26 protein-coding genes are annotated in these 25,169 nt (G+C 72.9%); 13 read left to right on the top strand and 13 right to left on the bottom strand.

The features are described 5' to 3' along the window. The first annotated feature begins 30 nt into the window (after positions 1 to 30). A complete protein-coding gene (locus ABIC30_RS10795; protein WP_354454907.1) occupies positions 31 to 924 on the top strand; it encodes a LysR substrate-binding domain-containing protein in 894 nt (297 codons plus the stop codon). A gap of 10 nt (positions 925 to 934) precedes the next feature. On the opposite strand, the gene ABIC30_RS10800 is transcribed toward ABIC30_RS10795, so the two are convergent. Next, positions 935 to 1,876, bottom strand: coding sequence for a 2-hydroxyacid dehydrogenase (locus ABIC30_RS10800; RefSeq protein ID WP_205833815.1), 942 nt, complete (start codon positions 1,874 to 1,876; stop codon positions 935 to 937). A 104-nt stretch (positions 1,877 to 1,980) separates the two neighbouring features. Further along, entirely contained in the window at positions 1,981 to 2,268 is a 288-nt protein-coding gene (locus ABIC30_RS10805; RefSeq protein ID WP_244492186.1) for a hypothetical protein, read from the bottom strand. 160 nt (positions 2,269 to 2,428) lie between these two features. On the opposite strand from ABIC30_RS10805, the gene ABIC30_RS10810 reads away from it, so the two are divergent. After that, positions 2,429 to 3,901 (top strand): MFS transporter, encoded by a 1,473-nt coding sequence (locus ABIC30_RS10810; protein WP_354454909.1) that lies wholly within the window; start codon positions 2,429 to 2,431, stop codon positions 3,899 to 3,901. 85 nt (positions 3,902 to 3,986) lie between these two features. Here the strand turns inward: ABIC30_RS10810 and ABIC30_RS10815 are convergent, their stop codons facing one another. The 3 genes from ABIC30_RS10815 to otsB all read right to left on the bottom strand — a co-directional run bounded on the left by ABIC30_RS10815 (position 3,987) and on the right by otsB (position 6,282). After that, positions 3,987 to 4,988, bottom strand: coding sequence for a glucokinase (locus ABIC30_RS10815; RefSeq protein WP_354454911.1), 1,002 nt, complete (start codon positions 4,986 to 4,988; stop codon positions 3,987 to 3,989). A 117-nt stretch (positions 4,989 to 5,105) separates the two neighbouring features. Next, a complete protein-coding gene (locus tag ABIC30_RS10820) occupies positions 5,106 to 5,510 on the bottom strand; it encodes a DUF4260 domain-containing protein (RefSeq protein WP_091679013.1) in 405 nt (134 codons plus the stop codon). A gap of 28 nt (positions 5,511 to 5,538) precedes the next feature. Further along, complete coding sequence (gene otsB / locus ABIC30_RS10825; protein ID WP_091925265.1) at positions 5,539 to 6,282, bottom strand: trehalose-phosphatase; 744 nt, start codon at positions 6,280 to 6,282, stop codon at positions 5,539 to 5,541. Between the two features lie 114 nt (positions 6,283 to 6,396). Between otsB and ABIC30_RS10830 the strand changes: the two genes are divergently transcribed. Continuing rightward, positions 6,397 to 6,906 carry a DUF427 domain-containing protein gene (locus tag ABIC30_RS10830; protein ID WP_091679018.1) on the top strand — a complete coding sequence of 170 codons (510 nt, stop codon included), beginning with the start codon at positions 6,397 to 6,399 and terminating at the stop codon, positions 6,904 to 6,906. A 52-nt stretch (positions 6,907 to 6,958) separates the two neighbouring features. Next, positions 6,959 to 8,182 (top strand): serine hydrolase domain-containing protein, encoded by a 1,224-nt coding sequence (locus ABIC30_RS10835; RefSeq protein ID WP_354454914.1) that lies wholly within the window; start codon positions 6,959 to 6,961, stop codon positions 8,180 to 8,182. A gap of 28 nt (positions 8,183 to 8,210) precedes the next feature. Here the strand turns inward: ABIC30_RS10835 and ABIC30_RS10840 are convergent, their stop codons facing one another. The 5 genes from ABIC30_RS10840 to ABIC30_RS10860 form a co-directional block, all read right to left on the bottom strand. Then, entirely contained in the window at positions 8,211 to 8,822 is a 612-nt protein-coding gene (locus ABIC30_RS10840) for a DUF2147 domain-containing protein (RefSeq protein WP_091925272.1), read from the bottom strand. 237 nt (positions 8,823 to 9,059) lie between these two features. Further along, the gene (locus ABIC30_RS10845) at positions 9,060 to 9,590 is read right to left on the bottom strand and encodes a GNAT family N-acetyltransferase (protein ID WP_020090566.1); all 531 of its coding nucleotides are present in this window, start codon (positions 9,588 to 9,590) and stop codon (positions 9,060 to 9,062) included. A 142-nt stretch (positions 9,591 to 9,732) separates the two neighbouring features. Further along, positions 9,733 to 9,942, bottom strand: coding sequence for a hypothetical protein (locus ABIC30_RS10850; protein WP_020090567.1), 210 nt, complete (start codon positions 9,940 to 9,942; stop codon positions 9,733 to 9,735). A 394-nt stretch (positions 9,943 to 10,336) separates the two neighbouring features. Beyond that, entirely contained in the window at positions 10,337 to 10,537 is a 201-nt protein-coding gene (locus ABIC30_RS10855) for a hypothetical protein (protein ID WP_012322375.1), read from the bottom strand. 98 nt (positions 10,538 to 10,635) lie between these two features. Continuing rightward, a complete protein-coding gene (locus tag ABIC30_RS10860) occupies positions 10,636 to 11,739 on the bottom strand; it encodes a helix-turn-helix transcriptional regulator (protein WP_234082103.1) in 1,104 nt (367 codons plus the stop codon). Positions 11,740 to 12,197: 458 nt separating this feature from the next. Here ABIC30_RS10860 and ABIC30_RS10865 point away from each other — a divergent pair, with 458 nt between their 5' ends. Genes ABIC30_RS10865 through ABIC30_RS10885 form a run of 5 tightly spaced genes read left to right on the top strand, consistent with a single transcriptional unit; the run spans position 12,198 to position 18,058 of the window. Further along, positions 12,198 to 13,352, top strand: a complete 1,155-nt coding sequence (locus ABIC30_RS10865; protein WP_020090569.1) for a polysaccharide biosynthesis/export family protein — start codon at positions 12,198 to 12,200, stop codon at positions 13,350 to 13,352. Continuing rightward, entirely contained in the window at positions 13,349 to 14,881 is a 1,533-nt protein-coding gene (locus tag ABIC30_RS10870; protein WP_020090570.1) for a GumC family protein, read from the top strand. Before ABIC30_RS10865 ends, ABIC30_RS10870 begins: the two co-directional genes overlap by 4 nt. Beyond that, on the top strand, positions 14,878 to 15,519 hold the full coding sequence (locus tag ABIC30_RS10875) for a CpsD/CapB family tyrosine-protein kinase (protein WP_020090571.1): 642 nt from the start codon (positions 14,878 to 14,880) through the stop codon (positions 15,517 to 15,519). The genes ABIC30_RS10870 and ABIC30_RS10875 overlap by 4 nt, the downstream gene beginning before the upstream one ends. After that, on the top strand, positions 15,516 to 17,120 hold the full coding sequence (locus tag ABIC30_RS10880) for an O-antigen ligase family protein (protein WP_354454919.1): 1,605 nt from the start codon (positions 15,516 to 15,518) through the stop codon (positions 17,118 to 17,120). Before ABIC30_RS10875 ends, ABIC30_RS10880 begins: the two co-directional genes overlap by 4 nt. Next, positions 17,117 to 18,058, top strand: coding sequence for a glycosyltransferase family 2 protein (locus ABIC30_RS10885; protein WP_020090573.1), 942 nt, complete (start codon positions 17,117 to 17,119; stop codon positions 18,056 to 18,058). The genes ABIC30_RS10880 and ABIC30_RS10885 overlap by 4 nt, the downstream gene beginning before the upstream one ends. A gap of 4 nt (positions 18,059 to 18,062) precedes the next feature. On the opposite strand, the gene ABIC30_RS10890 is transcribed toward ABIC30_RS10885, so the two are convergent. Beyond that, complete coding sequence (locus ABIC30_RS10890; protein WP_020090574.1) at positions 18,063 to 18,800, bottom strand: class I SAM-dependent methyltransferase; 738 nt, start codon at positions 18,798 to 18,800, stop codon at positions 18,063 to 18,065. 39 nt (positions 18,801 to 18,839) lie between these two features. On the opposite strand from ABIC30_RS10890, the gene ABIC30_RS10895 reads away from it, so the two are divergent. Next, on the top strand, positions 18,840 to 20,015 hold the full coding sequence (locus ABIC30_RS10895; protein ID WP_043711944.1) for a DUF1972 domain-containing protein: 1,176 nt from the start codon (positions 18,840 to 18,842) through the stop codon (positions 20,013 to 20,015). 28 nt (positions 20,016 to 20,043) lie between these two features. On the opposite strand, the gene ABIC30_RS10900 is transcribed toward ABIC30_RS10895, so the two are convergent. Both ABIC30_RS10900 and ABIC30_RS10905 read right to left on the bottom strand, forming a co-directional pair. Beyond that, positions 20,044 to 20,634, bottom strand: a complete 591-nt coding sequence (locus ABIC30_RS10900; RefSeq protein ID WP_020090576.1) for a serine acetyltransferase — start codon at positions 20,632 to 20,634, stop codon at positions 20,044 to 20,046. A gap of 8 nt (positions 20,635 to 20,642) precedes the next feature. Further along, a complete protein-coding gene (locus ABIC30_RS10905; RefSeq protein ID WP_026604529.1) occupies positions 20,643 to 21,245 on the bottom strand; it encodes a serine acetyltransferase in 603 nt (200 codons plus the stop codon). Positions 21,246 to 21,394: 149 nt separating this feature from the next. Here ABIC30_RS10905 and ABIC30_RS10910 point away from each other — a divergent pair, with 149 nt between their 5' ends. From ABIC30_RS10910 to ABIC30_RS10920, 3 genes are read left to right on the top strand one after another with little or no spacing between them, the layout of a single operon-like run. After that, a complete protein-coding gene (locus ABIC30_RS10910; RefSeq protein WP_020090578.1) occupies positions 21,395 to 22,852 on the top strand; it encodes a lipopolysaccharide biosynthesis protein in 1,458 nt (485 codons plus the stop codon). Further along, on the top strand, positions 22,849 to 23,790 hold the full coding sequence (locus tag ABIC30_RS10915) for a glycosyltransferase family 2 protein (RefSeq protein ID WP_354454923.1): 942 nt from the start codon (positions 22,849 to 22,851) through the stop codon (positions 23,788 to 23,790). Before ABIC30_RS10910 ends, ABIC30_RS10915 begins: the two co-directional genes overlap by 4 nt. Next, entirely contained in the window at positions 23,787 to 25,169 is a 1,383-nt protein-coding gene (locus tag ABIC30_RS10920) for a right-handed parallel beta-helix repeat-containing protein (protein WP_020090580.1), read from the top strand. Before ABIC30_RS10915 ends, ABIC30_RS10920 begins: the two co-directional genes overlap by 4 nt.

A 25,169-nucleotide genomic window follows, 5' to 3' on the forward strand; every position in this document is an offset into this window, starting at 1 on the left:
TGTGGCATCCAGCGTTCCACAGGAGGAACGATGGTCCGCGCCGATCTCAACGACTACGTCTACTTCGCCGAGGTCGTCGCGCATGGCGGCTTCGCCGCGGCCGGCCGGGCGCTGCACCAGCCGAAGTCGAAGCTGAGCCGCCGCATCGCGGCCCTGGAGGCGCGCCTGGGCGCCCGCCTGATCGAGCGGTCGAGCCGGCGCTTCCGCGTGACCGAGGTCGGCCAGGCGTTCTACGAGCGCTGCCGGGCGATGATGCTCGAGGCGGAGCGGGCCGAGGCGCTGGTCGCGGAGGCGCAGACCGAGCCGCACGGGCGGATCCGCATGAGCTGTCCCACGGGCCTCACCGACATCGTCGCGGCGCGCGTCCGCGGATTCCTAGTCCGATACCCGAAGGTGCGGCTGCAGCTGGTCGTGACCGACCGGCCCGTCGACCTGATCGAGGAGCGGATCGACGTGGCGCTGCGGGTCCGACGGGACCTGACGAGCGACGCGTCGCTGACCATGCGCACGCTCGGAACCTCGCGGTGGATCCTGGTCGCCGCGCCGCGGATCGCGCGCGGCCTCGGCCCCGACATCGCCGCGCTCGGCGCGGTCCCGACCCTCGGCACACGCGACGATCCCGGCGAGGCGGAGTGGCGGCTGGAGCACCGGGACGGCACGATCTTCACCCTGCGCCACGAGCCGCGCCTGACCTGCGGCGACTTCGCCGCGCTGTGCGACGCGGCCGCCGACGGCCTCGGGGTCGCGTTCCTGCCCGACCACGCCTGCACCGATGCCGTCGCGGCCGGCCGGCTCGTGCCCGTCTACCCGGACTGGCAGGGTCAGCCCGGGATCGTGCACATCGTCTTCACGACCCGGCGCGTGCTGCCGCCGGCCGTGCGGGTGCTGATCGACCACCTCGCGGCGACATTCCCGAAGCTGTGAGGCGCGCGCCCTAGTATCCGCGCGCCGAGTCGACGCCGTCCGGCACCTGGCCGGTCCGCCGATAGGCCCTCAGGTTGGCCGCCACCGTGGCGGCCGCCGAATCCATGTCGGTCGGCCCCGAGACGTGCGGCAGCACCGTCACGCCGGGATGCGACCACAGCGGCGACTCCGCCGGCAGGGGCTCGACCGCGAAGACGTCGAGCACGGCGTGGGCCAGATGGCACTTGTCCAGGGCGGCGATCAGGTCCTCGGTGACGACGATCGGTCCGCGGGCGAAGTTGATCAGCGCGGCGCCGGGCTTCAGGGCGGCGAGGCGCTCGGCGTTCACGAGGCCCCGCGTCTCCGGCGTCAGCGGCACGAGGCAGACGAGGATGTCGCACCGGCCGAGCATCGCCGGGAGGTCGTCAGCGCCGTGGAACGTCTCGAGGTCCGGCACCGCCTTGGGGCTGCGGCTCCAGCCGACGACGCGGAAGCCGGCTCCAGTGAGCCGCTCCGCCGCCGCGGTCCCGAGCGCCCCGAGGCCGAGCAGGCCCACCGTCGTCTCGGACGGCTTGCGGTAGGCGTGCGGGCGCCAGACTCGGTCGCGCTGCTGGCGGGCGTAGGCCGGCATGTCGCGCTGGAGATAGTAGGTCCAGGCCAGCACGGCCTCGGCCATGGTGCGGGCCATCTCGCGGTCGACGAGGCGGACGATCGGCAGCGGCCGGTCGAAGGCACCGACGAGCTTCTCGACCCCGGCCCACAGGCTCTGCACCCAGACGAGGCCCGGCAGCGCCGCGACCTCGGCCGGATCGGGGTTGGCCACGACGGCGACCCGCGCGGCCGCCCGGGCCGCGTCGTCCATCGACCGGAACGGGATCAGGCGTTCCTCGGGCATGGCCGCCGAGAGGATCCGCAGGTACTCCGCCTCCTGATCCGGCCCCTTGCACCCGACCAGGGCGATCGCCTCCGCCATCTAAATCCTCCGCACCGTACCGCTCGGCCCGTCCACGCGCGGGCGAAGCAGGCGCTGTGCCTGACGGGATCCGGATCGTCGAGATGGGTCGGGCGCCGGCTCCGTCAGCGCGCCTCGATCAGCGCCGGGTAGACGAGGCGGACGTTGCGCCGATCCTCGGGGATCGCGGTCTCCGCCCGCTTGCGGATGCTGCCGGTCGTCGCCGCCACGACGGGCTCGGTCGGCCGCAGGCGCCAGCGCTCGGCCGCCTGGATCGCGACGCGGGGCTTGGGCCGTTCGAGGTGCCGGTCCGCGCCCTCGGTGGGGGCGGTCGCGAGCCCGCCGAGCGTCATCGCGGCCAGCAGGGCGTAGCGGGGCCAGGATCGGCGGGGACGGGCGGGACTGGAAGGCATGGGAGGGGCACCGCGTGGACCTCCCTGTTCTGCGCCGCGCACGTGAAGACGAAATCGAACCGAATCGATTTCCAACCCGTTCCCAACACCTGCCTACAGTCGCGGTAAATGCCCGCTGTCCAGGCACGGTTAAACAGGTGAATTGGGAGGACACGCGGACATGGCGAGCAAGGTCGAGGGGGGATCCGGGACGCCGGAGCGCGCGGAGATCGGCCGCGTGATCGACACCGACATCTCCGCGCGCCTGGACCGGCTGCCCTGGGGCCGCTTCCACGTCCTCGTGATTGTGGCGCTCGGCATCACCTGGGTGCTGGACGGCCTCGAGGTGACGCTCGCCGGCTCCCTGGTGGGCGCGCTGCGCCAGCCGCCGATGTCGTTCTCGGAGTTCGACGTCGGGCTCGCCGCCTCCTGCTATCTCGTGGGCGCCGTGACCGGCGCGATCGGCTTCGGCTGGCTCACCGACCGGATCGGCCGGAAGAAGCTGTTCTTCATCACGCTGGCCCTCTACCTCGTCGCCACGGCGGCCACCGGTCTGTCGTGGAACATCTGGAGCTTCTGCTTCTTCCGCTTTTTCACGGGCGCGGGGATCGGCGGCGAGTACACGGCGATCAACTCGACCATCCAGGAGCTGGTCCCGGCCCGCGTCCGCGGCTGGACCAACCTCGTCATCAACGGCTCGTTCTGGATCGGCGCGGCGCTCGGCTCGTTCATGTCGATCGTGCTCCTGAAGCCCGAGGTGATCGACCCGGCCTGGGGCTGGCGCGTCGCCTTCTTCACCGGCGGCGCCATCGGCCTCGTGATCCTGCTCCTGCGCACCTGGATCCCCGAGAGCCCTCGCTGGCTCGCGACCCACGGCTACGCGGCGGAGGCCGACCGTGTCGTGACCGGCATCGAGAAGCGCTTCACCGACGAGGGCGTGACCCTGCCGCCGGTGGACGAGAGCAAGCGCATGAAGGTCCGCACCCGCGACCACACCCCGCTCTCCGAGGTGTTCAAGGCGCTGTTCGTGACGAGCCGCAAGGAGACCATGGTCGGCCTCGCGCTGATGATCGCGCAGGCCTTCTTCTACAACGCGCTGTTCTTCACCTACGCGCTGGTGCTGGAGCGCTTCTATCAGGTGCCCGGCAACCATGTCGGCTGGTACCTGCTGCCCTTCGCGCTCGGCTCGTTCCTCGGCCCGCTGCTGCTCGGGCGGCTGTTCGACACGATCGGTCGGCGCAAGATGATCGCCTTCACGTACGGCATCTCCGCGCTGCTGCTCGCCGGCGTCGGCCTGCTGTTCCGTCTCGAGATCCTCGGGCCGGTCGGCCAGACCGCGGCCTGGATGGTGGTGTTCTTCTTCGCCTCGGCGGCGGCGAGCTCGGCCTATCTCACGGTTTCCGAGACGTTCCCGCTGGAGATCCGGGCGCTCGCCATCGCGGCCTTCTACGCGGTCGGCACCGGCATCGGCGGCGTCTCGGGCCCGCTCCTGTTCGGCACGCTGGTCGAGACCGGCTCGCGCGACTGGGTGCTGTTCGGCTACGGCCTCGGCGCGGTGCTGATGCTCATCGCGGCGGTCGTCGGAGGCATCTGGGGCACCGCCGCGGAGGGCAAGTCCCTGGAGGAGGTCTCGAAGCCGCTGGCGGCGGCCTGAGGGCGGGCCCGGCGCGACAGCGGGACGCGCGCGGAGCGGAGCCGTCCGGCCTCGCTCCGCGCGCGGCCGACGCCGCCGCGGGCGCTCACGCCCCCTTCCGCCACACCTGCCCGTGGTAGACGAACTTGGCGCCCTCGTTCGCCAGGGCCGCCAGGCCCCGGAAAGCGGGGTCGTGGACGGTGATCACGCTGGTCGGGATCTGGCGCATCATGGCGGCGAAGGGCGCCTTCTTCTCGAAGGCGTCGCGGAAGCCGCTCTCCTCCAGCACCTTGAGGATCCGGGGCGCGATCCCCCCGCCGATATAGACCCCGCTCGTCGCCAGGAAGGTCAGCGCGAGGTCGCCGCAGACGCGTCCGAGCACCCGGCCGAACAGCGCGAGCGTCTCCGCGGCGTGCGGATCGGTGGCGTTCAGACCGGCCTCGGTGACCGCGGCCGGCTCGATCTTCTCGTGCGGCTGCCCGGTCCGGACATGGGCGACGGCCGCGTGGAGCCGCGACAGGCCCGGTCCCGACAGCACCGTCTCCACGGTGATCCGGTCCTCGACCCGCTCCAGCGCGTGCCAGACCTTCTCCTCGAAGGCGTCGGCCGGGCCGATATCGGTGTGGCCGACCTCGGTGGAGACAATGGCGAGATGCGCCGCATAGGGGACCAGCGCGGCCGCGCCGAACCCGGTGCCGGGGCCCAGCACCACGCGGGCGCCGCCGGGCACGGGGGGACAGGGGCCGACCGGCGTGAGGTCGTGGGGCTCGATATCGGCGGCGCCGGCCGCCACCGGCACGTAGTCGTTGACCACCGTCGCGGAGGAAAGCCCGAAATCCTCGGCGATGCGCTGGCCCGCGATCTTCCAGTGCGCGTTCGTCAGCTGGATCTCCGGCCCGTCGACCCGGCCGGCGATCGCCAGGATCGCCGAGCGCGGTGCCGGGCCGCCACCCTTGGCGAGCGACGCCTTGATGGCGCTCGACGGATCGGTATGGTCGGCGGTCGCCTCGTGCGCGAGGAGGCGGGGCTGGTCGCCGGACGTCTCGATCAGACCGAACCGCGCGTTCGTCCCGCCGATGTCGCCGACCAGAACCGGAAACTCGAACATCGCAACTTGCCCCTGCTCTCTGGCCCGCCGCGACGGGACTCGCGTCCAGCACGGCTCCGGCGATTCATCGGCCGCGCGACCCCGCGCGGGCAAGTCCGAATCGGCGGCATCCGCCGCTCAGGATTGCGCGATCGTCTTGTCACGCGCCCGGCCGATCACGCCGAGATGGGTATCGCCGAAGCCGCTGCCGTATTTGAGACCGTAACCGAGGGTGCGGTCGAGGCCGATATGGGCCAGCCAGATGAGGACCGGCCCGACGGCCTCGGGGCGGCCTGAAGCGATCGCCAGGGACAGGCCGACGAGCGGCAGCGCGAGCGTGTGGGCCGCGTTGTAGAGCACGGCGCCGACCACGGGACCGGCCGCGTAGCCCAGCATGCTCAGGTCGGGGACGAAGAGCAGCGCCGCGAAGAGCCACCACGACGGCCCGAGCCAGCCATAGGCGAGCAGGGCGGCGACGAGGATGCAGCCCCCCTCCAGCCGCAGCAGCAGGCGCGGCCAGCCCGTGACGGAACGCCCCGACATCGCGATCTCCCCTGAACGGCGCGGCGCGTCAGGCCGGCGGCAGCGCGTCCGGGTCGATCGCGCCCCCGGCAGCCCAGTTGCTGAGCAGGGCACGGACGGCGGCGGGGTCGGGCAGGCGCCGCCGGGCGACGGTCTCGCCGTCACCGACGCGCACCGCGACGCCGCCATCCTCGTTGATCGACGCGAAGGCGATCTCGTCGGTGCGGTCGTCGCCGAAGAAGACGGGGACCCGTCCGGCGTAGGGCGCCTGCGCCATGAAGGCGCGGATCGCGTGGGCCTTGGTGGCCTGCGCGGGGACGATCTCGCCGACCGCCTTGCCGAGCTGCAGGCGGTACTCGGCGCCGAGCGCCTCCGCCGCGCCCTTCACCAGCGTCTCGGCCCGCAGGGCATCGTCCGGGTTCGCGAGCCGCCAGTGGACCGCCACCGAGGCGCCCTTGTCCTCGATCAGGACCTGCGCGAGCGCGGCGGTCTCGGCCTGCAGGCGCGCGACCTGCCGGCGCAGATCCGGATGGTCCTCCGCGCGGCCGCCCGTGAGCGCGCCGGCGACCCGGCGCTCGACGCCGTGGAGACCGGCCGCATCCAACCGGGACGGCGCCAGGAAGCCGTCGATCACTGTGACCGGCCGGCCGGTGACGATGGCGAGGGCGCCGTCGAGTCGCGCCCGGAGCCGCTCCAGATCCTCCACGAGGCCGGGCTCGACCCGCACGGCGTCCGGACGCGGCGCGATCTCGGCGAGCGTGCCGTCGAAGTCGAGGAAGAGGGCGATGTCCATCGCGGGGGATCCCGGGCTCGAGTGTCGGCGACGGGCTAGCACGGGCGCGCCGGACGACAAACGCCGGCAGCACTGCCCTATCTGGATCCGAAGCGGCACAGCACGAGGTTCTCCATGCGCGGATCGCCCTTCCGGCCCGTCCCCGATCCGGTCAGACCCGGCGAGGAGAGCGTCTGGGACTATCCGCGGCCGCCCCGGCTCGAATCCGTCCCGGACCGGCTGCGGGTCGTGCTCGGCGGCCGCGTCATCGCCGAGACGGGCTCCGGGTTCCGGGTGCTCGAGACCTCGCACCCGCCGACCTACTACCTGCCGCCCGCCGACATCGCGGACGGGACGCTCGTGAACCGGCGGCGCGGCGGGATCTGCGAGTGGAAGGGACAGGCGGTCCTGTTCGACGTGCGCGGCGGCGACCGTCTCGTGCCCGGGGCGGCCTGGGCCTACCCGGATCCGACCCCGGATTTCCGCGCGATCGCCGGCTACGTCGCGTTCTACGCCGGCCCCATGGACGCCTGCTTCGTCGGGGCGGACCCGGTGACCCCGCAACCGGGAAACTTCTACGGTGGCTGGATCACGCCCGGCATCGTCGGCCCGTTCAAGGGCGGTCCCGGAACGATGGGCTGGTGATTTCGTCCCCCGCCGCTTCTACGTTCGCGGAAAGCCACCACGAGGAGACCGCATGACCGCGCTGACCGAGACCGATCCGACCGGCGCCGGGTTCAGCCCGGAGGGGCTCGCCCGGATCGTGCCGTGGATGGACCGCCTCGTCGGCGACGGCCGGCTGGCCGGACTGTCGGTCACCGTGGCGCGGCGCGGGCGCATCGCCTTCGCGCGCGCCTGCGGGCAGGCCGACCTCGCCCGGGCAACGCCGTTCACCCTCGACACGGTCACCCGGATCTACTCGATGACCAAGCCGCTGACCTCGGTGGCGGTGATGCAGCTCTACGAGCAGGGCCTGTTCCAGCTCGACGATCCGATCTCCCGGGTCCTGCCCGAGTTCGCCGAGATGCGCGTCGCCGTGGGCGGCAACCGGGCGAAGCTCGAGACCGAGCCGGCCCGCCGGGCGATCACCGTGCGGGACCTGCTGACCCACACGGCCGGGCTGACCTACGGCTTCATGGAGGCGACCCTGGTCGACGCGCAGTACCGCGAGCAGGGCGTCGACTTCCTGGCGCGCGAGGGCTCCCTCGTCGAGATGACCGCGCGGGTCGCGAAGCTGCCGCTCCTCGCCCAGCCGGGCAGCGCCTGGAACTACAGCGTCGCCACCGACGTGCTCGGCCAGTACGTGGCCGCGCTGACCGGCCGCCCGTTCGCCGACCACCTCCGCGAAGCGGTGATCGGGCCTCTCGGCATGGTCGATACCGACTTCCACGTGCGGCCCGAGCTGATGCCGCGCTTCTGCGCCACCTACGCGTACGACCGCGCGCGGCAGCTGCGCCTGTTCGACGATTCCGTGGACACGGCCTTCGCGCGCCCGCCCGCCATCGCGTCGGGCGGCGGCGGCCTCGTCTCGACGGCGGCGGACTATCAGCGCTTCTGCCGGATGATCCTCAACCGGGGCACCCTCGACGGCGCGCGCCTGCTGGGCCGCAAGACGGTCGACCTGATGCTGGCGAACCACCTGCCGGGCGACCTGGCCGCGATGGGCACGCCGCGCTTCGCCGAGACCTCCTACACCGGCATCGGCTTCGGCCTGGGCTTCTCGGTGATGCTCGACCCCGCCCGGGCCCAGATCCTCGGCACGCCCGGCGAGGTCGCCTGGGGCGGCCTCGCCTCGACGGCGTTCTGGATCGACCCGGCCGAGGACCTGTCGGTGGTGCTCATGACGCAGCTCGTCCCGTCCTCGGCCCTGCCGATCCGGCGCGAGCTGCGCGTCCTGACCTACGCGGCCCTGGCCGAGTGAGGGCCGGCCACGCGCGGGTCCGCGCCGGTCACTCCTCCTTGGGCGCCTCGGCGGCCGGCTTCTGAGTCGGCTTCGCGCCGGCCTTGGCGGTCGGCTTCGGGGCGGCGGTGGCGTATTCGGGATCGCTGCGCGGACCGTTCGCACCGTTGGTCGGGCCGGGGAGCTGGCCCGGCGCGAGATCGGTCACCTTGGTCCAGGTCTGCGACTTGCACAGGAACGCGATCAGGCAGCCGCGCACCGTCAGCTCGCCGGCCGTCTCGGTCCAGATGGTGACGTCGTAGGACTTGCCGTCCTCGGAATTGTAGATCTTGCCCTCGTAATGGGCGTCGGCATTCGGCTTCAGGCCCAGGATCAGCTGGTGTCCGAGGGACGGCCGGGCCTGCTTCTTGGGATCGGGGTTCTTGAAGTCGATCCGCGGCTCGCCCTTGTCGTTTAGCGGGACCTTCAGCCAGACCACGTATCCGCACAGCCGGTCACCCGCGGTCCCGCACTTCTCGAGGCGCACGCGCGCGCGGCCGTCCTCGGTGAGATAGGTGCCGCTGGGATCGGTCGGCGTCTTGGCCTGGGCCGTGCCCGCCAGCGCCGAGAGCGCCAGGATCGCGAGCGGCGCTACCCGGCGACCGATCGATGTAAACCGCATACCCGAACTCCCATCCCTCGCGAGTCGTGATGGAGCCTTGACCGCCCGTCCTCGCGTGTGCCGCTTCCGCGCAGGAAGGATCGCTCCCTCCGCGTCATCGCGCCCGCGCCGAGAACCGGACGGCGTGCGCGTCATGCCCGCCCTCTCCCGCGCGAAGTTGTCCGCATCATGACAACTCAGCCGGGGCTCTGGACGGGAATCGACCCGGCGATACTGGGATCGGTGCGCGTTGGACGGTCAGATCCGGGTCGGCGGAAGGCTGCGGCCGGGTCCGAGGCTGCGCTGCATGAGCGTCACGTCGAGCCAGCGCCCGTGCTTGTGGCCGACTCCCGCGAGCGTCCCGACGGGCGTGAAGCCGAGGCTCGCGTGCAGCGCGATCGAGGCGGGTGAGCCGCTCTCGGCGATGATGGCGACCAGGGTCCGGCAGTCGATCTGCTCGCTCGCCGCGATCAGGGCGGCGAGCAGGCGCCGGCCGACCCCGCCGCCGCGGGCCGTCCGGGCGACGTAGATCGAATCCTCGAGGGTCGAGCGATAGGCGGCGCGCTGGTGATAGGGGCCGGCATAGGCGTAGCCCGCGACCGCGCCGTCCCGTTCGGCCACGAGGTAAGGAAAGCCGCCCGCGCGCAGCACCTCGAAGCGGCGCGTCATCTCGGCCAGCGTCGGCGGCTCCGTCTCGAAGCTGGCCGTGCTGGAGGCGACGGCGTCGCCGTAGATCGCCGCGATGGCGGGAAGGTCGGCCTCCGTGGCCGGGCGTATCACGTCTGTCACGGCCGCAGGTTACGCGAGGCGGCGCGGCTCCGGCAATCTCCCCCGCACGAGCCGGGCGCGGCTCGATCCCGCGGAGGGTGGCGGAGCCTCGGCAGGACCGGCGCCTCGGCGCAGATCCCGCACGGCTCGAGGATGCGATGACTTACTCGGCGGCGGACATCTCGGCCGTGAAGTGGCCGCACCAGTCCTTCGAGGCCACGACCGGCCAGAGACCCTTCGACTCGGGGGCCGGCTGGCTGACCGGCGGATTGAAGCGGCAGAGGCCCTCGTCACCCTGCGCCTGGGCACCGTTGAGCTTGTGATCGTCGAAGAAGCGGCAGCTTTCGCAAGCGGCGTTCGCGGAACCGGCCATCGGGTCTCTCCATCGGGTATCTCGGAGGGAGGGGACCGCCTCGGCGGCGCGCCCTCCACAGTTCTTAATTAGAATAGCTCGAAAGTAAGGTCAACGGCTGGCTTGCGCGGGGCTTGCGGGCGGGGGGCCGAGCGCGACGCGGTGCGAAAGGGTGGAGCGAGGGCGACTGGAGACGTGGACGCGCGGGCGGTCCGGGTCGGCGGGCGCCGCGCCGACGGTCCCGTCATCTGGGTGAGAAGGTCAGGTGCCGCGCGAACCGATCTCGCTGGCGCCATGGCCCAGAACGCAGCGAAGCCGGATTCCGCTGGGAATCCGGCTTCGGAGAAGCGGCGATGACTTGGTCATCACCCTCTGGCCGATCCGATCGCCGTCAAAGTAGACGGCGTCGGGACGGTCAGCCCTGCTTGGCCTTCTTGTTGGCGTTGTGGTGACCGATCGCGCAGCCCGCGGCCGCGCCCATCTTGCCGTGTCCGGCCATGTGCCCGGCGACTCCGCCGACCACGGCGCCCTTGAGGCAGCCCTTCGCCTGGGCGGGCGCGCCGGCCAGCAGGCCCGCGACGGCCAGGGCGGAAACGAGTGCGATCCGATTCGTCATCGAGACATCTCCTGTCGTTCCTGCGGCAACCGGCGGCCGGCCCCACCCGTTCCGGCGCCGACGCGACAGGGCCGCGCGCCTCTCGGAACCGTGACCCCTCAGCGCGCGAGCCCGGCCACGAGCCGCACGAGATCCGACTGGCGCGTCGCTCCGGTCTTGGCGAAGATCGCCTTCAGCTGCGAGCGCGCGGTCGCCGCGGTGATCGCGAATCGCGAAGCGGCTTCGGCCAGCGAGATCCCGCTCGACAGCGCCTGGGCGAGGCGCGCCTCCGCCGGGGTCAGCCGATAGGCCGCCTGGAGGATCGCGGTCGCGGGCGCGGCCGGGGCCCCGGGCACGCTCCCGAGGAGCAGCGTGCTCGCCCCGGCGAACAGGCCGCGGCTCGGCCCGACCAGCGGCACGACGTGGATCACGAGCGGCGGCCCGTCCCGTCGCGCCGCGACGACCGCCGAGATCGGCGGGCGGCCGGAGGGCCGCGCCAGGGCTTCGAGCTGCCGCGCCGCCTCCGGATCCTCCGCGGTGAGGCGGCCGCCCGAGAGCTTCAGGTCGCGCCCGAGGAGGGCGCCGAACGCGTCGTTCCAGCGGAGCGCCCGTCCGTCGGCGTCGAGAATCAGGGCGGCGCGGTCGATCAGCTCGAAGGCCTGCGTCAGCCCCGCGAGCCGGGCCCGCTCGACCATCGACGTCAGCAGGCCCGCGCGCTGCAGGAGCGGCGACAGGGTCGCGAGGCGCCGCTGCTCGTGCAGCTCGTACGGTCCCTGCTCCACGGTCCGCTGCAGGGAGAGGCACCACAGGCGTCCCTTCACGGAGAAGCCGATCCCGGCGAACCAGCGCAGGCCGCGGGAGGCCAGCAGGTCCTGGTAGAAGGGCAGGCGCGCGATCTCCTCCGGCGTGGTGAAGTCCTGATCGACCGCGATCCCGCGCGTCCGCATGAGCGGGATGCCGCGGAGGCGATGGTCGTCGCGGTGCCAGCCCTCGTCGAAGTAGCGGCGCGAGGCGTCGGCGAGGGAGGCGGTGCAGAGCGATTCGAGGCCGGTCCGGTCGGAGCGCAGAAGGAGGGCGCCCTCGCTGCCGGACGCCCGCACGACGCGCTCGGCCAAGTCAGGCCAGCGCGCGGGATCGATCACGGCCTCCTCGAGGTCCTCCCGGAAGCCGGACTCCAGGTCGTCGTGCAGGCGGGCGAAGAGATCCGGCCTCACGCCCGACATGTGACGCGCCTCCGCCGCGCCGGATACTGGCGCCCCGCGCCGGCTTGTCGAACTCTCGTCCTCGCTCGGTACGGCTCCATACCGTCGAACTATAGATCAGGTTCTTAAATCCGGGCAAGCATCCCTCTAATTACAGGTTTAGATCGGCGGGAGCGTGCGCGGGACTTGTCGGGAGACGGCACCGCCGCGGCGGGATCCGCGCATCGACCCGCCGGCGGCGGGAACGACTGCGCCCCGGCCGCGCACACGCGTTCGGCCTGCGCCGGAACCCGCCCCCCTCTACGGGGCGGGCGAGGCTCAGCACTTTGCCACGGCTTGCCAGACACAACTTCTGATAGAGTTGCCGAGAGCCGGGTTCAAGCCTCGTTAACCAAGCTTGGCGATTGTATCGCGGTGCGCGGTTCGATCACGAGTTGTGATGGGACGAGCGCACTCGAGCAGGATGCGGCTGAAGGTCGATGGCGTTTACCCTGTCTGCGTTCCTCGGTGTCGCGCGACGGCGTCCCGGCCGGCCATCCGGTGCCTCGGCGGTCGCGCTCGCGCTCGTCGCCTGCGCGCCGCTGCTCGCCGGCTGCAGTTCCGGGCGCCCGCAGAGCGCGGCGCGCTCCGGCCTCGACGTGGCTCAGACCGGCTCGGTCACCGAGGGCCTCCCGGCCGCGCTGGTCGCGGCCGCCCAAGAGGAGGTCGGGCGGACCATGCGCCTCGGGCTGGCGAACTACCGGCTCAACGTCGGCGACAACCTGGAAGTCTCGTTCCTGATCGATTCCAGCGTCGTCCAGCCGACCTACCGCCTGAACCCGAACGACGAGTTCGACGTCGATTTCCGCACGCACCCGGAATACAACCGTACGGTGATCGTCCGGCCGGACGGCCGGATCTCGCTGCCGGGCAAGAACGGCATCAAGGTCGCCGGCCTGTCGCCGGAGGCGGCCGCCGCGCTGATCAAGAGCACCTACGACGACGTGCTGATCGATCCGGTCGTCACCCTGATGCTGCGCCGGTTCCGCACCGTCACCGACGATTTCCGCGACCTCACCCAGCGGGCCGACATGGGCCGCGTGAAGGTCCTGGCGATCGAGCCGGACGGCAAGATCAACCTGCCGATGGTGCCTCCGGTCCAGGCGGCGGGCCGGACCGTCCACGAGGTCATGGGCAGCCTGAACGCCGCCTACAAGCACCAGCTGGCCTCGGTGACGACCAGCGTCCGGCTCGCGAGCCTCGTCCCGGCCAACACCATGGTGTTCGGCGAGGTCCGCGCGCCGGGTCCCGTCACCCTGCAGGGGCCGCGGACGCTGGCGCAGGTCCTGGGCTCGGCCGGCGGCGTCCTGCCGACCGCGGCCGGCGAGGCCGTGCGGATCATCCGCTTCGACGCCGAGGCGGCCGGCAGCGTGCGCATCGTCGACATCGGCCAGCCGGGCTTGGCGGACTCGATCGTGGTGCCGCCCAACGCCACCGTCTACGTGCCGCCCTCGCTGCTGGCCAAGACCGCCCGCGCGGTGGACCTCGTGGTGCGCCAGATCCTGCTCTTCAACGGGACCGGCTTCGGCGTGAACTACATCACCGGCCCGTCCGCCAGCACCTCCACCAGCGCCACCGTGAGGTCCGGCACGTGAGGCAGAGCGACCTGACCGCCGCCGACGCGGTCGAGGGCCCGGCCTTCGACCTCCGCGACGCCCTCGCGGCCCTGTTCCGGCACATCCGGCCGGCGCTGCTGATCCTCGTCGCGGCGATCCTCGGCGCCGGGATCTACCTGCTGCTGACGCCGGCCGAGTACACGGCCGACGCCAAGCTGATCATCCGTCTCGGCCGCGAGAAGGCGGGCGCCCCGCTCCAGGGCGGCGCGAACCAGAACTACATGTTCTCGGAGCGCGCGCAGAACGTGAACAACGAGATCGAGATCCTGCGCGATCCCAGCATCGTGCGCGACGAATTTGCGACGCTGAAGGCGATCACCCCGACCGGCGACCTCGGGCCGCCCCCGGCGGACTGGACCGACTGGCTGATCTACCAGGGCCGTCAGGCCGTGCGGAGCGCGAAGGCGGTCAAGACCTGGGTCGTCGATACGGTGCGGATCCCGTTCGAGGCGGTGGGCCTGCTGCGCCACCTGACCCCGGACGAGAAGCTCTACGAGGCGTACCTCGCGGCGTTCAAGGTCGTCTTCGTGAAGGAGACGGACGTGATCCTCACGGGCTTCACCTGGACGGACCCGCACTTCGCCGCCCAGGCGCTGAACCGGCTGCTCGACGCCTACAAGCGCCGCCACGTGGAGGTCTACGCCGACGAGACTCCCGCCTCGTTCTACCAGAGCAAGCTGGAGCGCGCCCGGGCCGACCTCGCCGCCATCGACGCGCAGCTCTCGACCTACCTCAAGGGCAACAACACCGCGAGCTTCGAGATCGAGCAGCAGAACGACCTCGGCACCCTCGCTGACCTCGCCAAGCAGAAATCGGCGGCGCAGATCGAGCGCGAGGTGGTCGAGACCCGGCTCAAGCGCACCCGCGAGGCCGGACCCGACCGCTGGCAGCCGACGCCGCCCGACGCGGACCCGACGGTCACGGCCTTCGACCAGCGCTGGGCGGACCTGCGGACGAAGCGCGCCGAGTTGGCGGTGCGGTTCCGGCCGACCGCCCCCGAGTTCGTGAGCCTCGATCGGGACCTCGCGGCCCTGGCCCGGCAGAAGTATCAGGCGCTCCTCGCCGCCGACACGGCGAAGCTCGCCATCCTCGCCGAGAAGATCCAGAGCATCACGGGGATCGAGCAGACCCGCCGCCGGGCGGCCATCGGCCAGAGCGACGCGGCGCTGGCCTACGGCCGGCTGACCCAGCAGAAGGGCCTGCTCACCGACGAGATCACCGAGACCCAGAAGCGGATCGACGCTCTGAAGACCGGCACGGGTCTCGACGCGCAGGCCGTCACCTCCTCGGCCCTCGTGGCGCGCGCCGTGCCGCCGCGGCTGCCCTCCGGCCCGAACCGGCCGCTGATCCTCGGGCTCGCGGCCGGTCTCGGCCTGCTCGCCGCCCTGGCCTACGTCGCCCTCGCGGAGATCCTGGCCCAGACCTACCGCAGCGCGTCGGAGGTCGCCCGCTCGCTGCGGGTGCCGGTGCTGGCCGCGGTGCCGCTGCAGACGGGAGCCGCCGCATGATCGCCGCCGCCATCGCGCCGAAGATCGATCCGGCGATCCTGGAGCCGGCCCTCGTCCAGCTCACCCGGCACGAGGCGCGCGTGCGCCGGGTCGGCCTCACCGCGGTCCAGCCCGGCGAGGGCGTCAGCACCCTCGCGCGTGAACTCGCCGGCGCCTACGCCCGGCGGGGCCGCAGCGCCGTTCTGATCGAGGCGAACTGGTCCCGCCCGTCGCTGGCGGAGGCCTACGGCCTGACCGGCCAGCCGGGCTTCGCCGACATCGTCGCCGGCACGGTCGCCCCGAGCCGCGGCGTCCACCCGGTCGCCGACAACCTCAGCGTCGTGCCCGCGGGCAGCCCGTCGGCCATCCGCCAGGCGACCCTGGACGACGGCCGCGTGGAGGATTTCCTGGCGCTCGTCGACGACCGCTTCGAGCTCGCGATCGTGGATTGCGAGCCGATCACCGAGATCGGCGACGCCGCCGCGCTCTCCCCCTTCGTGGACGGCTTCATCGTGGTGATCGGCGCCGAGCGCACCCGTCGGGCCGTGGCGCAGCGCGCCCTGGCCGACCTCAAGGCCGCCGGCGGGGCGCCGCTCGGCGTCGTCCTGAACCGCACGCGGCGGCCGATCCCGCGATGGCTCTACCGGTGGCTCGGATGAGCGCGGCGCCCGTCCGCGCGCTGCGGGTCCTGCCGCTCGCCGGGATCGGCTTCGCGGCCGCGGCCGGGGCGATCGCCCTGAGCGCGGCGCCGCTCAAATTCGCCGTCGTCGGCCTCGCGGCGGCCTTCGGCGGGGTCGGCGCCCTGATCGTCGGGCGGCTCTATCGCCTCACGCCGCTCCTGCTCGTCGCCCTCGCGGTCGGGCTGACGGTCAAGCTCGACGTCAGCTTCCTCCAGCATTTCGAGGCCGTCGGGCAGTACCTGCCGAGCATCGGCGGCGGCGCCGGCCTGACGGTGAGCGTCGCCCTGCTGGTGGCCACGGCGCTGATCGTCGCCAAGCTCGCCGGACTCGGGGAGGACGCCCCGGGCCTGCGGCTCGACCGGCCCCTCGTGCTGACGCAGCTCGGCTTCCTGATCGCGGGGCTGCTCTCGCTCTCCAACGCCACCGACCCGGCCTATCTCTGGTTCGACACGTGGCGCTTCGCCGGCCTCCTCCTGGTCTCGGTCGCGGTCTCGAACCTGTCCGAGGGCGACATCCGGACCCTCGCGCTGGCGATCTGCGCCCTCTGCCTCGTCCAGACCGCGGTGGCAGGCCTGCAATACGTCTCGGGCTCGGAACTCGGCCTGTCGGTGCTGGGCGAGGAACAGATCGTCGAGGAGAACATCAACTTCTCGGCCCAGCGCCGCGCCGGCGGACTGAAGGTCCACCCGAACATCCTCGGCTACTACTACGAGTTCGTCTGGCCGCTCGCCCTGGCGCTGGCCCTGTCGCGCGGCCCGCTGCTCCTGCGCCTCGCGGGGGCGGCGGGCGCCGCCTCGGCCCTGGTCGGCGTGGTCCTGACCCTGTCGCGCGCGTCCTGGCTGACCTTCCCGGTCTCGGCCGCCCTCCTGATCCTGCTGGTCTACCGCGACCGCCTGTTCTCCCGGACGAGCCTGATCGTCCTCGGCCTGCTGGCGATCGTCGGCGCCGTCGCGGCGCTCTACGCCGGCCCGCTGATCTGGGAGCGGCTCACCGCCGACGACGGCGGCTCGGCCGCCCAGCGCGGCCCGCTGAACGCCGCGGCCCTCGCCCTGTTCGAGCAGTTCCCGATCTTCGGCGTCGGCCTGAACAACTTCGGCAACCAGTTCGCGGTTCTCGACAGGACCGGCCTGTCCCGGCTCGCCGGTTTGTTCGACCGGTCGAACCACGTGGTGCACAACCTGCACATCCTGATCCTCACCGAGGTCGGGGTCGTCGGCTACGCGGCCTTCGCGCTGGTCTTCGGCATCGGCATCGCCCGGGGCTTCCGCGCCGCCCGCCGCGCCCCGGTGGGCGATCCGCTCGCGGCGATCGCGGCCGCCTGCGCGGTCGGCCTGATCGCGCACCTGCTGCACGGGCTGGTCGATCCGGGCTTCCGCCTGAATCTCGGCATCGCCGAGTTGCTCTACACCGGCCTCGGGCTGATCGCCGGGGTGCGGGCGGCGCAGCGGCGCAGGGCCGTCGCAGCGTCCCGGGCGGTCGCGTCGACGGGCCCGATCGGCGCGGCGCGCGCGCGTCCGGAGCGGATCCCCGTGCCGTCCGGGCGTCGCCCATCCCTCGCAGCGTACGGAGACCGTCCGTGAGCGCCGTCAGCCTCAGCGTCCTGATCGTCACCTACAATGCCGGCCGGGACATCGAGACCTGCCTGGACCTGCTGGCGGCGAGCCGGGTGAGACGCCCCTACGAGGTGATCCTCGTCGACAATGCCTCCACCGACGGGACGCCCGAGCGCGTCGCGCGGGCCTTTCCCTGGGTGCGGGTCATCGCCGAGCCGACCAATCACGGCTTCGCGGGCGGCAACGCGCGCGCGCTGGAGCACGCGCGCGGTACCGCGATCCTGCTCCTCAACCCCGACGCGTTCCTGCACGACCCGGACGCGCTCGCGGGCCTCCTGGACCATCTCGACGCGCAACCGGATGTCGGGGCGGTCGGCCCGCGCCTGACCTTCCCGGACGGGACGCATCAGGTCGGTGACGCCGGCTACGAGCCGCGCCCGCTCTCGATCCTGGTGCACGCCGCCGGCCTGTCGGGCCGCCTCGGGCTGCGCGGCCTCTACCTCGTGAGCCGCCAGGCCAGGGGGGCGCGGGCGCTCGACGTCGACTGGATCTGCGGGGCCTGCCTGCTGCTGCGCCGCTCGGCGATCGCCGCGATCGGCGGCCTGGAGAGCCCGATGTTCCTCTACGGCGAGGACGTGGACTGGGGCTGCCGACTGCGCGATGCCGGCCTGCGCGTCGCCTACCGCCCGGACATCGCCGTCACCCATCTCCAGGGCGGCTCGGGAAGCGCCCGCTCGGCACGCTGGCTCGACGGGCTGGCGGCCATCTACAGCCTGCGCAATGCCGGGCGGCTCCTGTCGTCGCCCGCCTTCTTCTCCGGCCCGCTCCGGCTCGGCTTCACCCTGCGGGCCGTGGCCTACGGTGTCGCGGCCCGGCTGCGCCGGCAGCCGGACCTCGCCCGCAAGGCCGAGGACATGCGCAGGTTCTCCGGGCACCTGCGCAGTCTTCGTCTCCGACCGCGATGAACCGTCACGGCCGTTTGCGGATGAACACCATGTGGTAGCCCTTGAAGGGACCCGGCGTGAGCCGGAACAGCAGCTCCCAGAACTTGCCCAGGACGATGTTCTCGCCATGATAGAACGGCTGCCCGTCGAAACTGTAGGTGAAGTGCTCGAACCGGTCAGTTGGGAAAAGCCGCTTCCGCGCCGCCTCCGTGTTCATCGTGTAGAGCGGCACGAACGAGTCGATCTCGACCCGCCGCGGCTCGACGAGGCGCAGCACCCGGGCGTGCAGCCGCTTCGGCACGAGCCGCGCCCCGATCCCGACATAGCCCCAGCGGTTCGGCGTCCAGGCGCAGAGCCAGCCGCCCGGCGCGAGCACCCGGCCGAGCTCCGCCGCGGTGACCTCGGGGTGCTCGATATGCTCGAGGACCGAGAAGGCCGAGATCAGGTCGAAGCTCCCGTCCGGAAATGGCAGCACCCCGTCGTGACCGATCAGCCGGACCTCGTCGGCCGACCGGTTGCCGAGGACCGCCTCGTCGACGTCGCAGGCGACGACCTGGGCGCAGCGCCCCCGGAAGTCGCCGAGGTGCCGCCGCAGTGGGACCGGGTCATCGCTCCACTTGCCGCGCCCCGCGCCGAACTCCATGACCCGCATGTCGGAGCGGAGCAGCGCGTTGACGCGCACGATGTACTCCATCCGGTGGTCGTGCCGGGAATAGCCCCCGGCTCCCATCTCCCGGAACAGACGCTGTTCGACAGTGACCATGCCTCAGGCTCCTCTGAACGTGCTGCGCCGACGGCGCATATGAAATCCGGGGGATCGGGCGGGCGCCCGACAGTGGCGATCCTCGGCACCCGCGGGGTGCCGGCGGCGCACGGGGGGTTCGAGACGCTGGCGGAGCGCCTCGCGCTGGAGCTCGTGGCGCGCGGCTGGCGGGTCGAGGTCTATTGCCAAGTGCGCGAGCCGGCGCCCCCGATGGTCTGGCGCGGGATCCTGCTGATCCCGGTCGCGGTCCGGGGCGACGGCGCCGTCTCGACGATCGTGTTCGACCTGAAATGCACCCTGCGGGCGGCCTTCCGGCCGGCCCTGCCCCTCGTGCTCGGCTACAACACCGCGGTGTTCTCGCTGCTCTACCGGCTGACCGCCAAGCGCAGCGTGATGAACATGGACGGCATCGAGTGGAAGCGCGACCGCTGGTCGAAGCCCGCCAAGGCCTGGTTCTGGCTGAACGAGCGGCTCGGCAGCCTGTTCTCGACCCACCTCGTGGCGGACCATCCGGAGATCGCCCTGCACCTCGCCCGCCGGACCTCGGCCGCCCGGATCACCACCATCGCGTACGGCGCCGACCCGGTGCTGGAGGCCTCGACCGAGCCGCTGGCGACGTTCGGCCTGCGCCCGCGGGATTACGGCCTGCTGATCGCCCGGGTGGTGCCCGAGAACCTCGTGCTCCAGATCGTCCGGGCCTGGAGCGAGGTCCGGCCGGGCCTGCCGCTGCTCGTGCTGGGCAAGCTCGCGGAGTCCGACCCGTACCACTGCGCCGTCCGCGCGGCGGGCGGGCCGGACGTGATCTTCGCCGGCGCGATCTACGAGGCCGAGCGCGTGGCCGCACTCCGCTTCCACGCCCGGTTCCACATCCACGGCCACACCGTTGGCGGGACCAACCCGTCGCTGGTCGAGGCGCTGGGGGCGGGCTCGCCGATCCTCGCCCACGACAACCCGTTCAACCGCTGGGTGGCGGGGCCGCAGGCGCTGTACTTCGGTGACGAGACCGAGCTGCGGCGGGGCATCCTCGGCCTGGTCCGGGCCGGGCCGCGCCGCCTCGCGGTCATGGGCGAGGCGTCCCGTCGCCGCCACGCCGAGGCGTTCACGTGGCGCGGCATCTTCGACGCCTACGAGCGCGTGCTGCGCCGCCAGCTGGCGCCCAGGCGCCAGGGCCGGGAGGCGCGGCCGGCCGTCCGCCGCGAGCACGGGCGCGCGTGAGCCGGGCACCGGCCCGGCGCGTCCGGATCTAGCGCCCACGGCCCGCCTCCGGGCCGCGGCCGCCGCTGCGGAGCTGCCGCTGGACCAGCATCGTCACGGTGCCGGCCGGGACGTCCCGGAGGCTGCAGACCCCGATCCCGATCGTCGCGCCCGCGCCGATGGCAACCGCCCCCTGCACGGCGGCGTGCGCGCCGACCACGGCGCCGTCGCCGAGACGGGGGCCGTCGGCGGGGAACGGCTGGCTCGGGAAGACCCAGTCCCGCGGCCCGACCAGGGTGCCGGGGAGGAGCGTCAGGTCGGCGCCCCCGGTGCCGCAGAAGGCGACCCGCGCCGGGTGCGGCACGAACAGCCCGGGCCCGAGGCGCGAGCCCGGATGCAGGCAGGCGCCGGTCAGCCGCAGGGACAGGTCCGCCACCAGGGCGGCGCAGCGGCGCCAGCCCCGGCCGTGCAGCAGGTGCGCGGTCCGGTGGAGGATCGCCACCTGCATGGCCGGCAGCGTGAGGTGCATCGCGCGCCGCAGCCGCGAGGTCGGCTTGCCCCCCGTCGTCTGGCGCAGGACGCGGGCGAAGTCGGCCGCCAGGAGGCGCCGCAGGCCCGGCAGGGTGACGTGGTCGGTCATCGGGCCGCTCACGCCGCGCCCCCCCGGCCGGGAAGCGGCCGCCAGGGCTGCGGCATGACCTCCTCGTCGGCCTGGACGGGCTTGAGGATGGTGGTCCGCGGGCCGATCCGGGCCCGGTCACCGATCGGGACGGCGCCGAGCACGATGGCGCCCGCCTCCAGGACGACGTCGTCGCCCAGCACCGGCAGGCCGGGGCCGCCGCCGATGTCCTGATCGGGCTCCTTCAGCAGGCCGCCGATGGAGGCCTGGATCCCGAAGGCGGCGTCGCGGCCCACGGCGCCGGCGATGACCGTCCCGTAGGGCTGCGGCAGGAACAGGCCGCCGGCGATGCGGCTGGAGGGCGGGATGTCGGCGCCCGTCCACCAGCCGTTCACCAGCCACAGCAGCCACGCCGCCATCCGCCATCCGCGCTCGTGGGCGTAGCGGGACAGGCGGTAGAGCCAGACCGCGTGGTAGCCCCGGCGCAGGCGGGCCGGTCCGCCGCCGCGGCGGCGCCAGTGATCGCGGTCGGCGGACAGGGCAGCCCGCACCTCGGCCCACCGGAGACGCCCCGCCTCCGCGTCCACTCCGCGCGAGAGACGCAGATCCGGTCCAGCGGCTGTCTCGGACATACGCAGTCCTCCGGTTTTTCCCAACGCGACAACTCTGCAACCATAAATTGAGCTTGCGGTTGCAAGCCATACGCAGCCTGCCACGATGCAATCGTAGGTCGCAGTTTTCAGTCAGGCTTCACCGAGAGATGCTTCGCTTGGTAAACCGATTGTCGGGACGGAGGCGCGCCGGCGGGCTGCGCTACGGCGCGAACCTGCTCGGTCAGGCGGCGGGGCGCGGCGTCTACCTCGCGGCCGGCTTCGCGGCCTTCGTGATGGTCGGCCATTTCGCCGGCCCGGCGGCGCTGGGCCGCTACGGCCTCGCCCTGGCGATCCTCGCGGTGGCGCTGATCGCGGCGGATTTTGGCACCACCCTGACCTTCGGGGCGCGGCTCGGCGCGATCGGGCCGGAGATGCGGGCGGCCGAATTCGGCCGGATGCTGTCGGCGCGCCTCGTCCTCGGTCTCGGGACCGGCGCCGCACTCCTCGGTGTCCTGCCGATGCTGCCGGACGCGATCCGGCCCGCCCTGGCGCTGGCCGCTCTCCTCATGCCGCTCGCGGCCGCCCGCTTCCTCGACGCCCTGTTCCAGGTCTGCGGGCGCCCGGGCTGGTCCGTCTGGCCGTCGCTCGCCAACGCCGCCCTGCTGGTCGGCGGGACGGCACTCGCGCTCTGGCTGCAGCTTCCGGAGGCGGCGCTCAGCCTCGTGGCGGTGGCCGCCGGCATCGCGTACGGCGCGGTCGGGCTGGCGCTGGCGCTGCGCCTCGTGCCCGCCCGCCCCGCCTCGCTGCCGCACGCGCTCGCGACGATCCGGGCCGCGGCGGGGGTGGGCGTCTCGAACGCCCTCGGCTCGCTCAACGGTCGGATCAGCTTGATGATGCTGGCCGCCTTCGCGGGCGCGGCCGAGCTCGGCCAGTTCACGGCCGGCTTCCGGTTCTTCGAGCTCGGCGCCGCGGTGGCGATCACCCTGTGCGCCCCGCTGGTGCCGGTCTTCGGGCGCGCCGTCGGGCCCCTGGTCGACGGACGGTCGCGCGCCGGCACGACCGCCCTGCGCGCGCGGGTCCGCGGCGCGCTGGTCCCGATCCTCGCCGCGTCCTGCGCCGGAGCGGTGGCGACCTGCGCCCTCGCGGAGCCGCTGGTGCGCCTCGCCTTCGGCCCGGATTTCGGCCGCGCCGTCCCGGTGCTGCGCATCGCCACCGGGATGAGCGTCCTGCTGATCGCCGCCACGATCCTGTTCGCGGGCCTCGTCCCGCTGGGCCGGACCGGCTTCGCGGTGCGCGGGAGCGCGGCGGCCTGCGCCACGAACCTCTTCGCCTGCACGCTGCTGATCCCCTGGGATCCGCTCCTCGGCGCGGGCATCGCCGCGCTGCTCGCCGAGGCCGCGATGCTCGGCGTCCTGGCCCAGGCCTTCTGGCGGGAGGCCGGACCGCCCCTCGCCCTGGCCGACGTGCCGATCCTCGCCGCGCCGGCCCTCCTCACCGTCCTCGCCTGGGCCGCCGGTCCCGCCGCCCTGGCGCCCGCGGCGGTGCCCGCCGCCGCGGCCCTCTCGGCCGCCCTCGCGGGGTGGCTGTGCCTGCGCCGCGCCCCGACCGATCCCCTCGACCTCCCGCTCCCGGAAGCCTCCTCATGAGCGATCGACCCGTGCTCTCGGTCATCATCCCGACCTACAACCGCGCCGACACGCTGCGCCTGTGCCTGAGGGCCTTCGACCGGCAGGAGACGGACGCGCCCTTCGAGATCGTCGTCTGCGACGACGGCTCGACCGACCACACCGGGACGGTCGTCAGCCGCGCCGTCGCCACGGCCCGGATCCCCGTGGTGCACCTGCGCCAGGAGAATGCCGGGGCGAACGCCGCCCGCAACCGCGCCATCGCGGCGGCGCGGGGCGAGCGCCTCCTGATCGTCAACGACGACACGATCCCGGTCCCGAGCCTCGTCGAGGCGCACCGGCTCGCCCACGCCCGGCGGGGCGGTCGTGAGACAGCGATCCTCGGACGGATGACGATCGACCCCGCCCTGCCCTTCTCGCCCTTCTCGGCGCTCCACCACGACGCCTCCTACGACGCGCTGGCGGGCCGCGACGCGGTCGGCTGGGACGCGTTCCTGACCTGCAACGTCAGCGTCGACCGGCGCTTCCTGGAGGAGGCGGGCGGCTTCGACCCGAAGCTGTTCTGGCACGAGGACATCGAGCTCGGCGAGCGGCTGGCCCGGCGCGGCATGCGCCTGTTCTACGCGCCCGAGGCGCTGGGCTACCACCACCACCTCCTGGACGAGGCGGCCTACCTGCGGATCGCCGAGCGCGAGGGCGCGGCGCTGGTGCTGTGGTATCGCAAGCGCCCGGACCTCGTGGCGGATCTCGGCCGGCTCGGCCTCGTCGGGCCGCCGCCGCTGGGCGCGGCGGCGCGCCACCGGGTCGCCGACCTCGCCATGCCGCAGGCGCTCCTGCCCGGCTGGCATATGGCGGCGCGCGCGCTGACGCGGATCAGCCCCGAGGCCGGCCGCAGCGTGTGGCGGCGGCTGTTCCAGCGGCGCAAGCGCCTCGCCATCGCCCGGGCGCTCGCGGCATGAGTTGGCCCCGCACGGTCCTCGGCGGCGCCCTGTCGGCCCTGCTCCTGCCGGTCCTGTCCGCCTGCGGGCCGGCCGACGCGCAGGTGCAGCAGAACATCCTGGTCGATCCCGCCGGCGGCGCGAAGCCCGGCTACACCACGGTGGCGCGGCTCGCCGACGTGCCCTTCGCCAGTCTCGGTCCCGGATCGAGCGTGCTGGTCCGGGGCGGCAGCTACGGCGACGTCGTGTTCGTCGGGTCCCGCGGGACCGCGGCGGCGCCCGTGACGGTGGCGGCAGAACCCGGCACGCAGCCGCGGCTGTCCAACTCCGTGGTGTTCGAGAACGCCACCTACGTCACGGTCACGGGCCTGAGCGTCCAGGGCGCGGTCAATTCCGGCTTCATCATCCGCCGGGGATCGAGCCATGTCACGGTCGCGGGCTCGACCGTGTCCCGCTCCGGCCTGGGGATCTGGATCGGCGACGGTGCCGGGGCGGGTCACCGCATCACCGGCAACACCCTCGCCGACAACCAGACCCACGGCGTGGCCGTCGACGTGATCAACGCGCCCGCAGAGGATCCGAGCTTCATCCTCGACAACACCGTGACCGGCAACGGCATCCACGGGATGGAGATCAACGGTTCCGGCTACGTCGTGGAGGGCAACCGCGTCTCGGGCAACGGCGTGGGGATGTCGGGCACCTCGGGCATCCACGTCTACGCCAAGGACGCCGCCCAGGACGCCGGCGACCGCAACATCATCCGGTACAACATCGTCACCGGCCAGAAGGAGACGACCGGCCAGGACGGCAACGGAATCCAGATCGACCAGTGGTGCGACGGCAACATCGTCGCGTTCAACGTCGCGGCCGACAACGACGGCGCCGGGATCAACCTGTTCGACGCCGGCTCCAACACGGTGGTCAACAACTCGACCACCGGCAACATGCGCGATTCCGGCGGCAAGCACGTCTATCGCGGCGAGATCGTGCTGGCCTCCGACTACACCAAGCAGGTCGACCGCACGTCGAACAACCGGGTGCTCAACAACATCGCCTACGCGACCCGGCCGAACGTGGCCGCGATCGTGGTCGAGGCGACCACCACCGACAACAACAACGCGATCGGGCCGAACTTCCTCGGCAGCGCCGTCGGCGCCCCGCTCTACCGCTGGGGCACGCAGGCCACCGGCGACGGGGCGAGCCTGCCGCTCAACGGTCAGGGTCCCGACCTCACCGGCACGCCCGCCTTCCGCGATCCCGCGAACCCCATGGCCGGCGGGCTCGCCCTGACGGCGCCCCCGGCCCGCGCCGGCATCCCGCTCGGCGCCACCCGCGACATCGCCGGCCAGGCCTACGCCCCCGGCGAGGCCCCGACCTTCGGCGCCTACAGGAATCCGTAA

The organism is Methylobacterium sp. 1030 (assembly GCF_040544715.1).
Lineage (GTDB): Bacteria > Pseudomonadota > Alphaproteobacteria > Rhizobiales > Beijerinckiaceae > Methylobacterium.

Bases quoted from the DNA above. Each gene is read 5' to 3' on its own strand.
- ABIC30_RS10890 (WP_020090574.1), bottom strand. From the start codon at position 18,800: ATGGTCACTGTCGAACAGCGTCTGTTCCGGGAGATGGGAGCCGGGGGC.
- ABIC30_RS10860 (WP_234082103.1), bottom strand. From the start codon at position 11,739: ATGTCGGGCGTGAGGCCGGATCTCTTCGCCCGCCTGCACGACGACCTG.
- ABIC30_RS10895 (WP_043711944.1), top strand. From the start codon at position 18,840: ATGAAATCCGGGGGATCGGGCGGGCGCCCGACAGTGGCGATCCTCGGC.
- ABIC30_RS10905 (WP_026604529.1), bottom strand. From the start codon at position 21,245: ATGTCCGAGACAGCCGCTGGACCGGATCTGCGTCTCTCGCGCGGAGTG.
- ABIC30_RS10795 (WP_354454907.1), top strand. From the start codon at position 31: ATGGTCCGCGCCGATCTCAACGACTACGTCTACTTCGCCGAGGTCGTC.
- ABIC30_RS10840 (WP_091925272.1), bottom strand. From the start codon at position 8,822: ATGCGGTTTACATCGATCGGTCGCCGGGTAGCGCCGCTCGCGATCCTG.
- ABIC30_RS10880 (WP_354454919.1), top strand. From the start codon at position 15,516: ATGAGCGCGGCGCCCGTCCGCGCGCTGCGGGTCCTGCCGCTCGCCGGG.
- ABIC30_RS10865 (WP_020090569.1), top strand. From the start codon at position 12,198: ATGGCGTTTACCCTGTCTGCGTTCCTCGGTGTCGCGCGACGGCGTCCC.
- otsB (WP_091925265.1), bottom strand. From the start codon at position 6,282: ATGGACATCGCCCTCTTCCTCGACTTCGACGGCACGCTCGCCGAGATC.
- ABIC30_RS10850 (WP_020090567.1), bottom strand. From the start codon at position 9,942: ATGGCCGGTTCCGCGAACGCCGCTTGCGAAAGCTGCCGCTTCTTCGAC.
- ABIC30_RS10920 (WP_020090580.1), top strand. From the start codon at position 23,787: ATGAGTTGGCCCCGCACGGTCCTCGGCGGCGCCCTGTCGGCCCTGCTC.
- ABIC30_RS10810 (WP_354454909.1), top strand. From the start codon at position 2,429: ATGGCGAGCAAGGTCGAGGGGGGATCCGGGACGCCGGAGCGCGCGGAG.
- ABIC30_RS10805 (WP_244492186.1), bottom strand. From the start codon at position 2,268: ATGCCTTCCAGTCCCGCCCGTCCCCGCCGATCCTGGCCCCGCTACGCC.
- ABIC30_RS10800 (WP_205833815.1), bottom strand. From the start codon at position 1,876: ATGGCGGAGGCGATCGCCCTGGTCGGGTGCAAGGGGCCGGATCAGGAG.
- ABIC30_RS10900 (WP_020090576.1), bottom strand. From the start codon at position 20,634: ATGACCGACCACGTCACCCTGCCGGGCCTGCGGCGCCTCCTGGCGGCC.
- ABIC30_RS10820 (WP_091679013.1), bottom strand. From the start codon at position 5,510: ATGTCGGGGCGTTCCGTCACGGGCTGGCCGCGCCTGCTGCTGCGGCTG.
- ABIC30_RS10875 (WP_020090571.1), top strand. From the start codon at position 14,878: ATGATCGCCGCCGCCATCGCGCCGAAGATCGATCCGGCGATCCTGGAG.
- ABIC30_RS10915 (WP_354454923.1), top strand. From the start codon at position 22,849: ATGAGCGATCGACCCGTGCTCTCGGTCATCATCCCGACCTACAACCGC.
- ABIC30_RS10830 (WP_091679018.1), top strand. From the start codon at position 6,397: ATGCGCGGATCGCCCTTCCGGCCCGTCCCCGATCCGGTCAGACCCGGC.
- ABIC30_RS10855 (WP_012322375.1), bottom strand. From the start codon at position 10,537: ATGACGAATCGGATCGCACTCGTTTCCGCCCTGGCCGTCGCGGGCCTG.
- ABIC30_RS10835 (WP_354454914.1), top strand. From the start codon at position 6,959: ATGACCGCGCTGACCGAGACCGATCCGACCGGCGCCGGGTTCAGCCCG.
- ABIC30_RS10815 (WP_354454911.1), bottom strand. From the start codon at position 4,988: ATGTTCGAGTTTCCGGTTCTGGTCGGCGACATCGGCGGGACGAACGCG.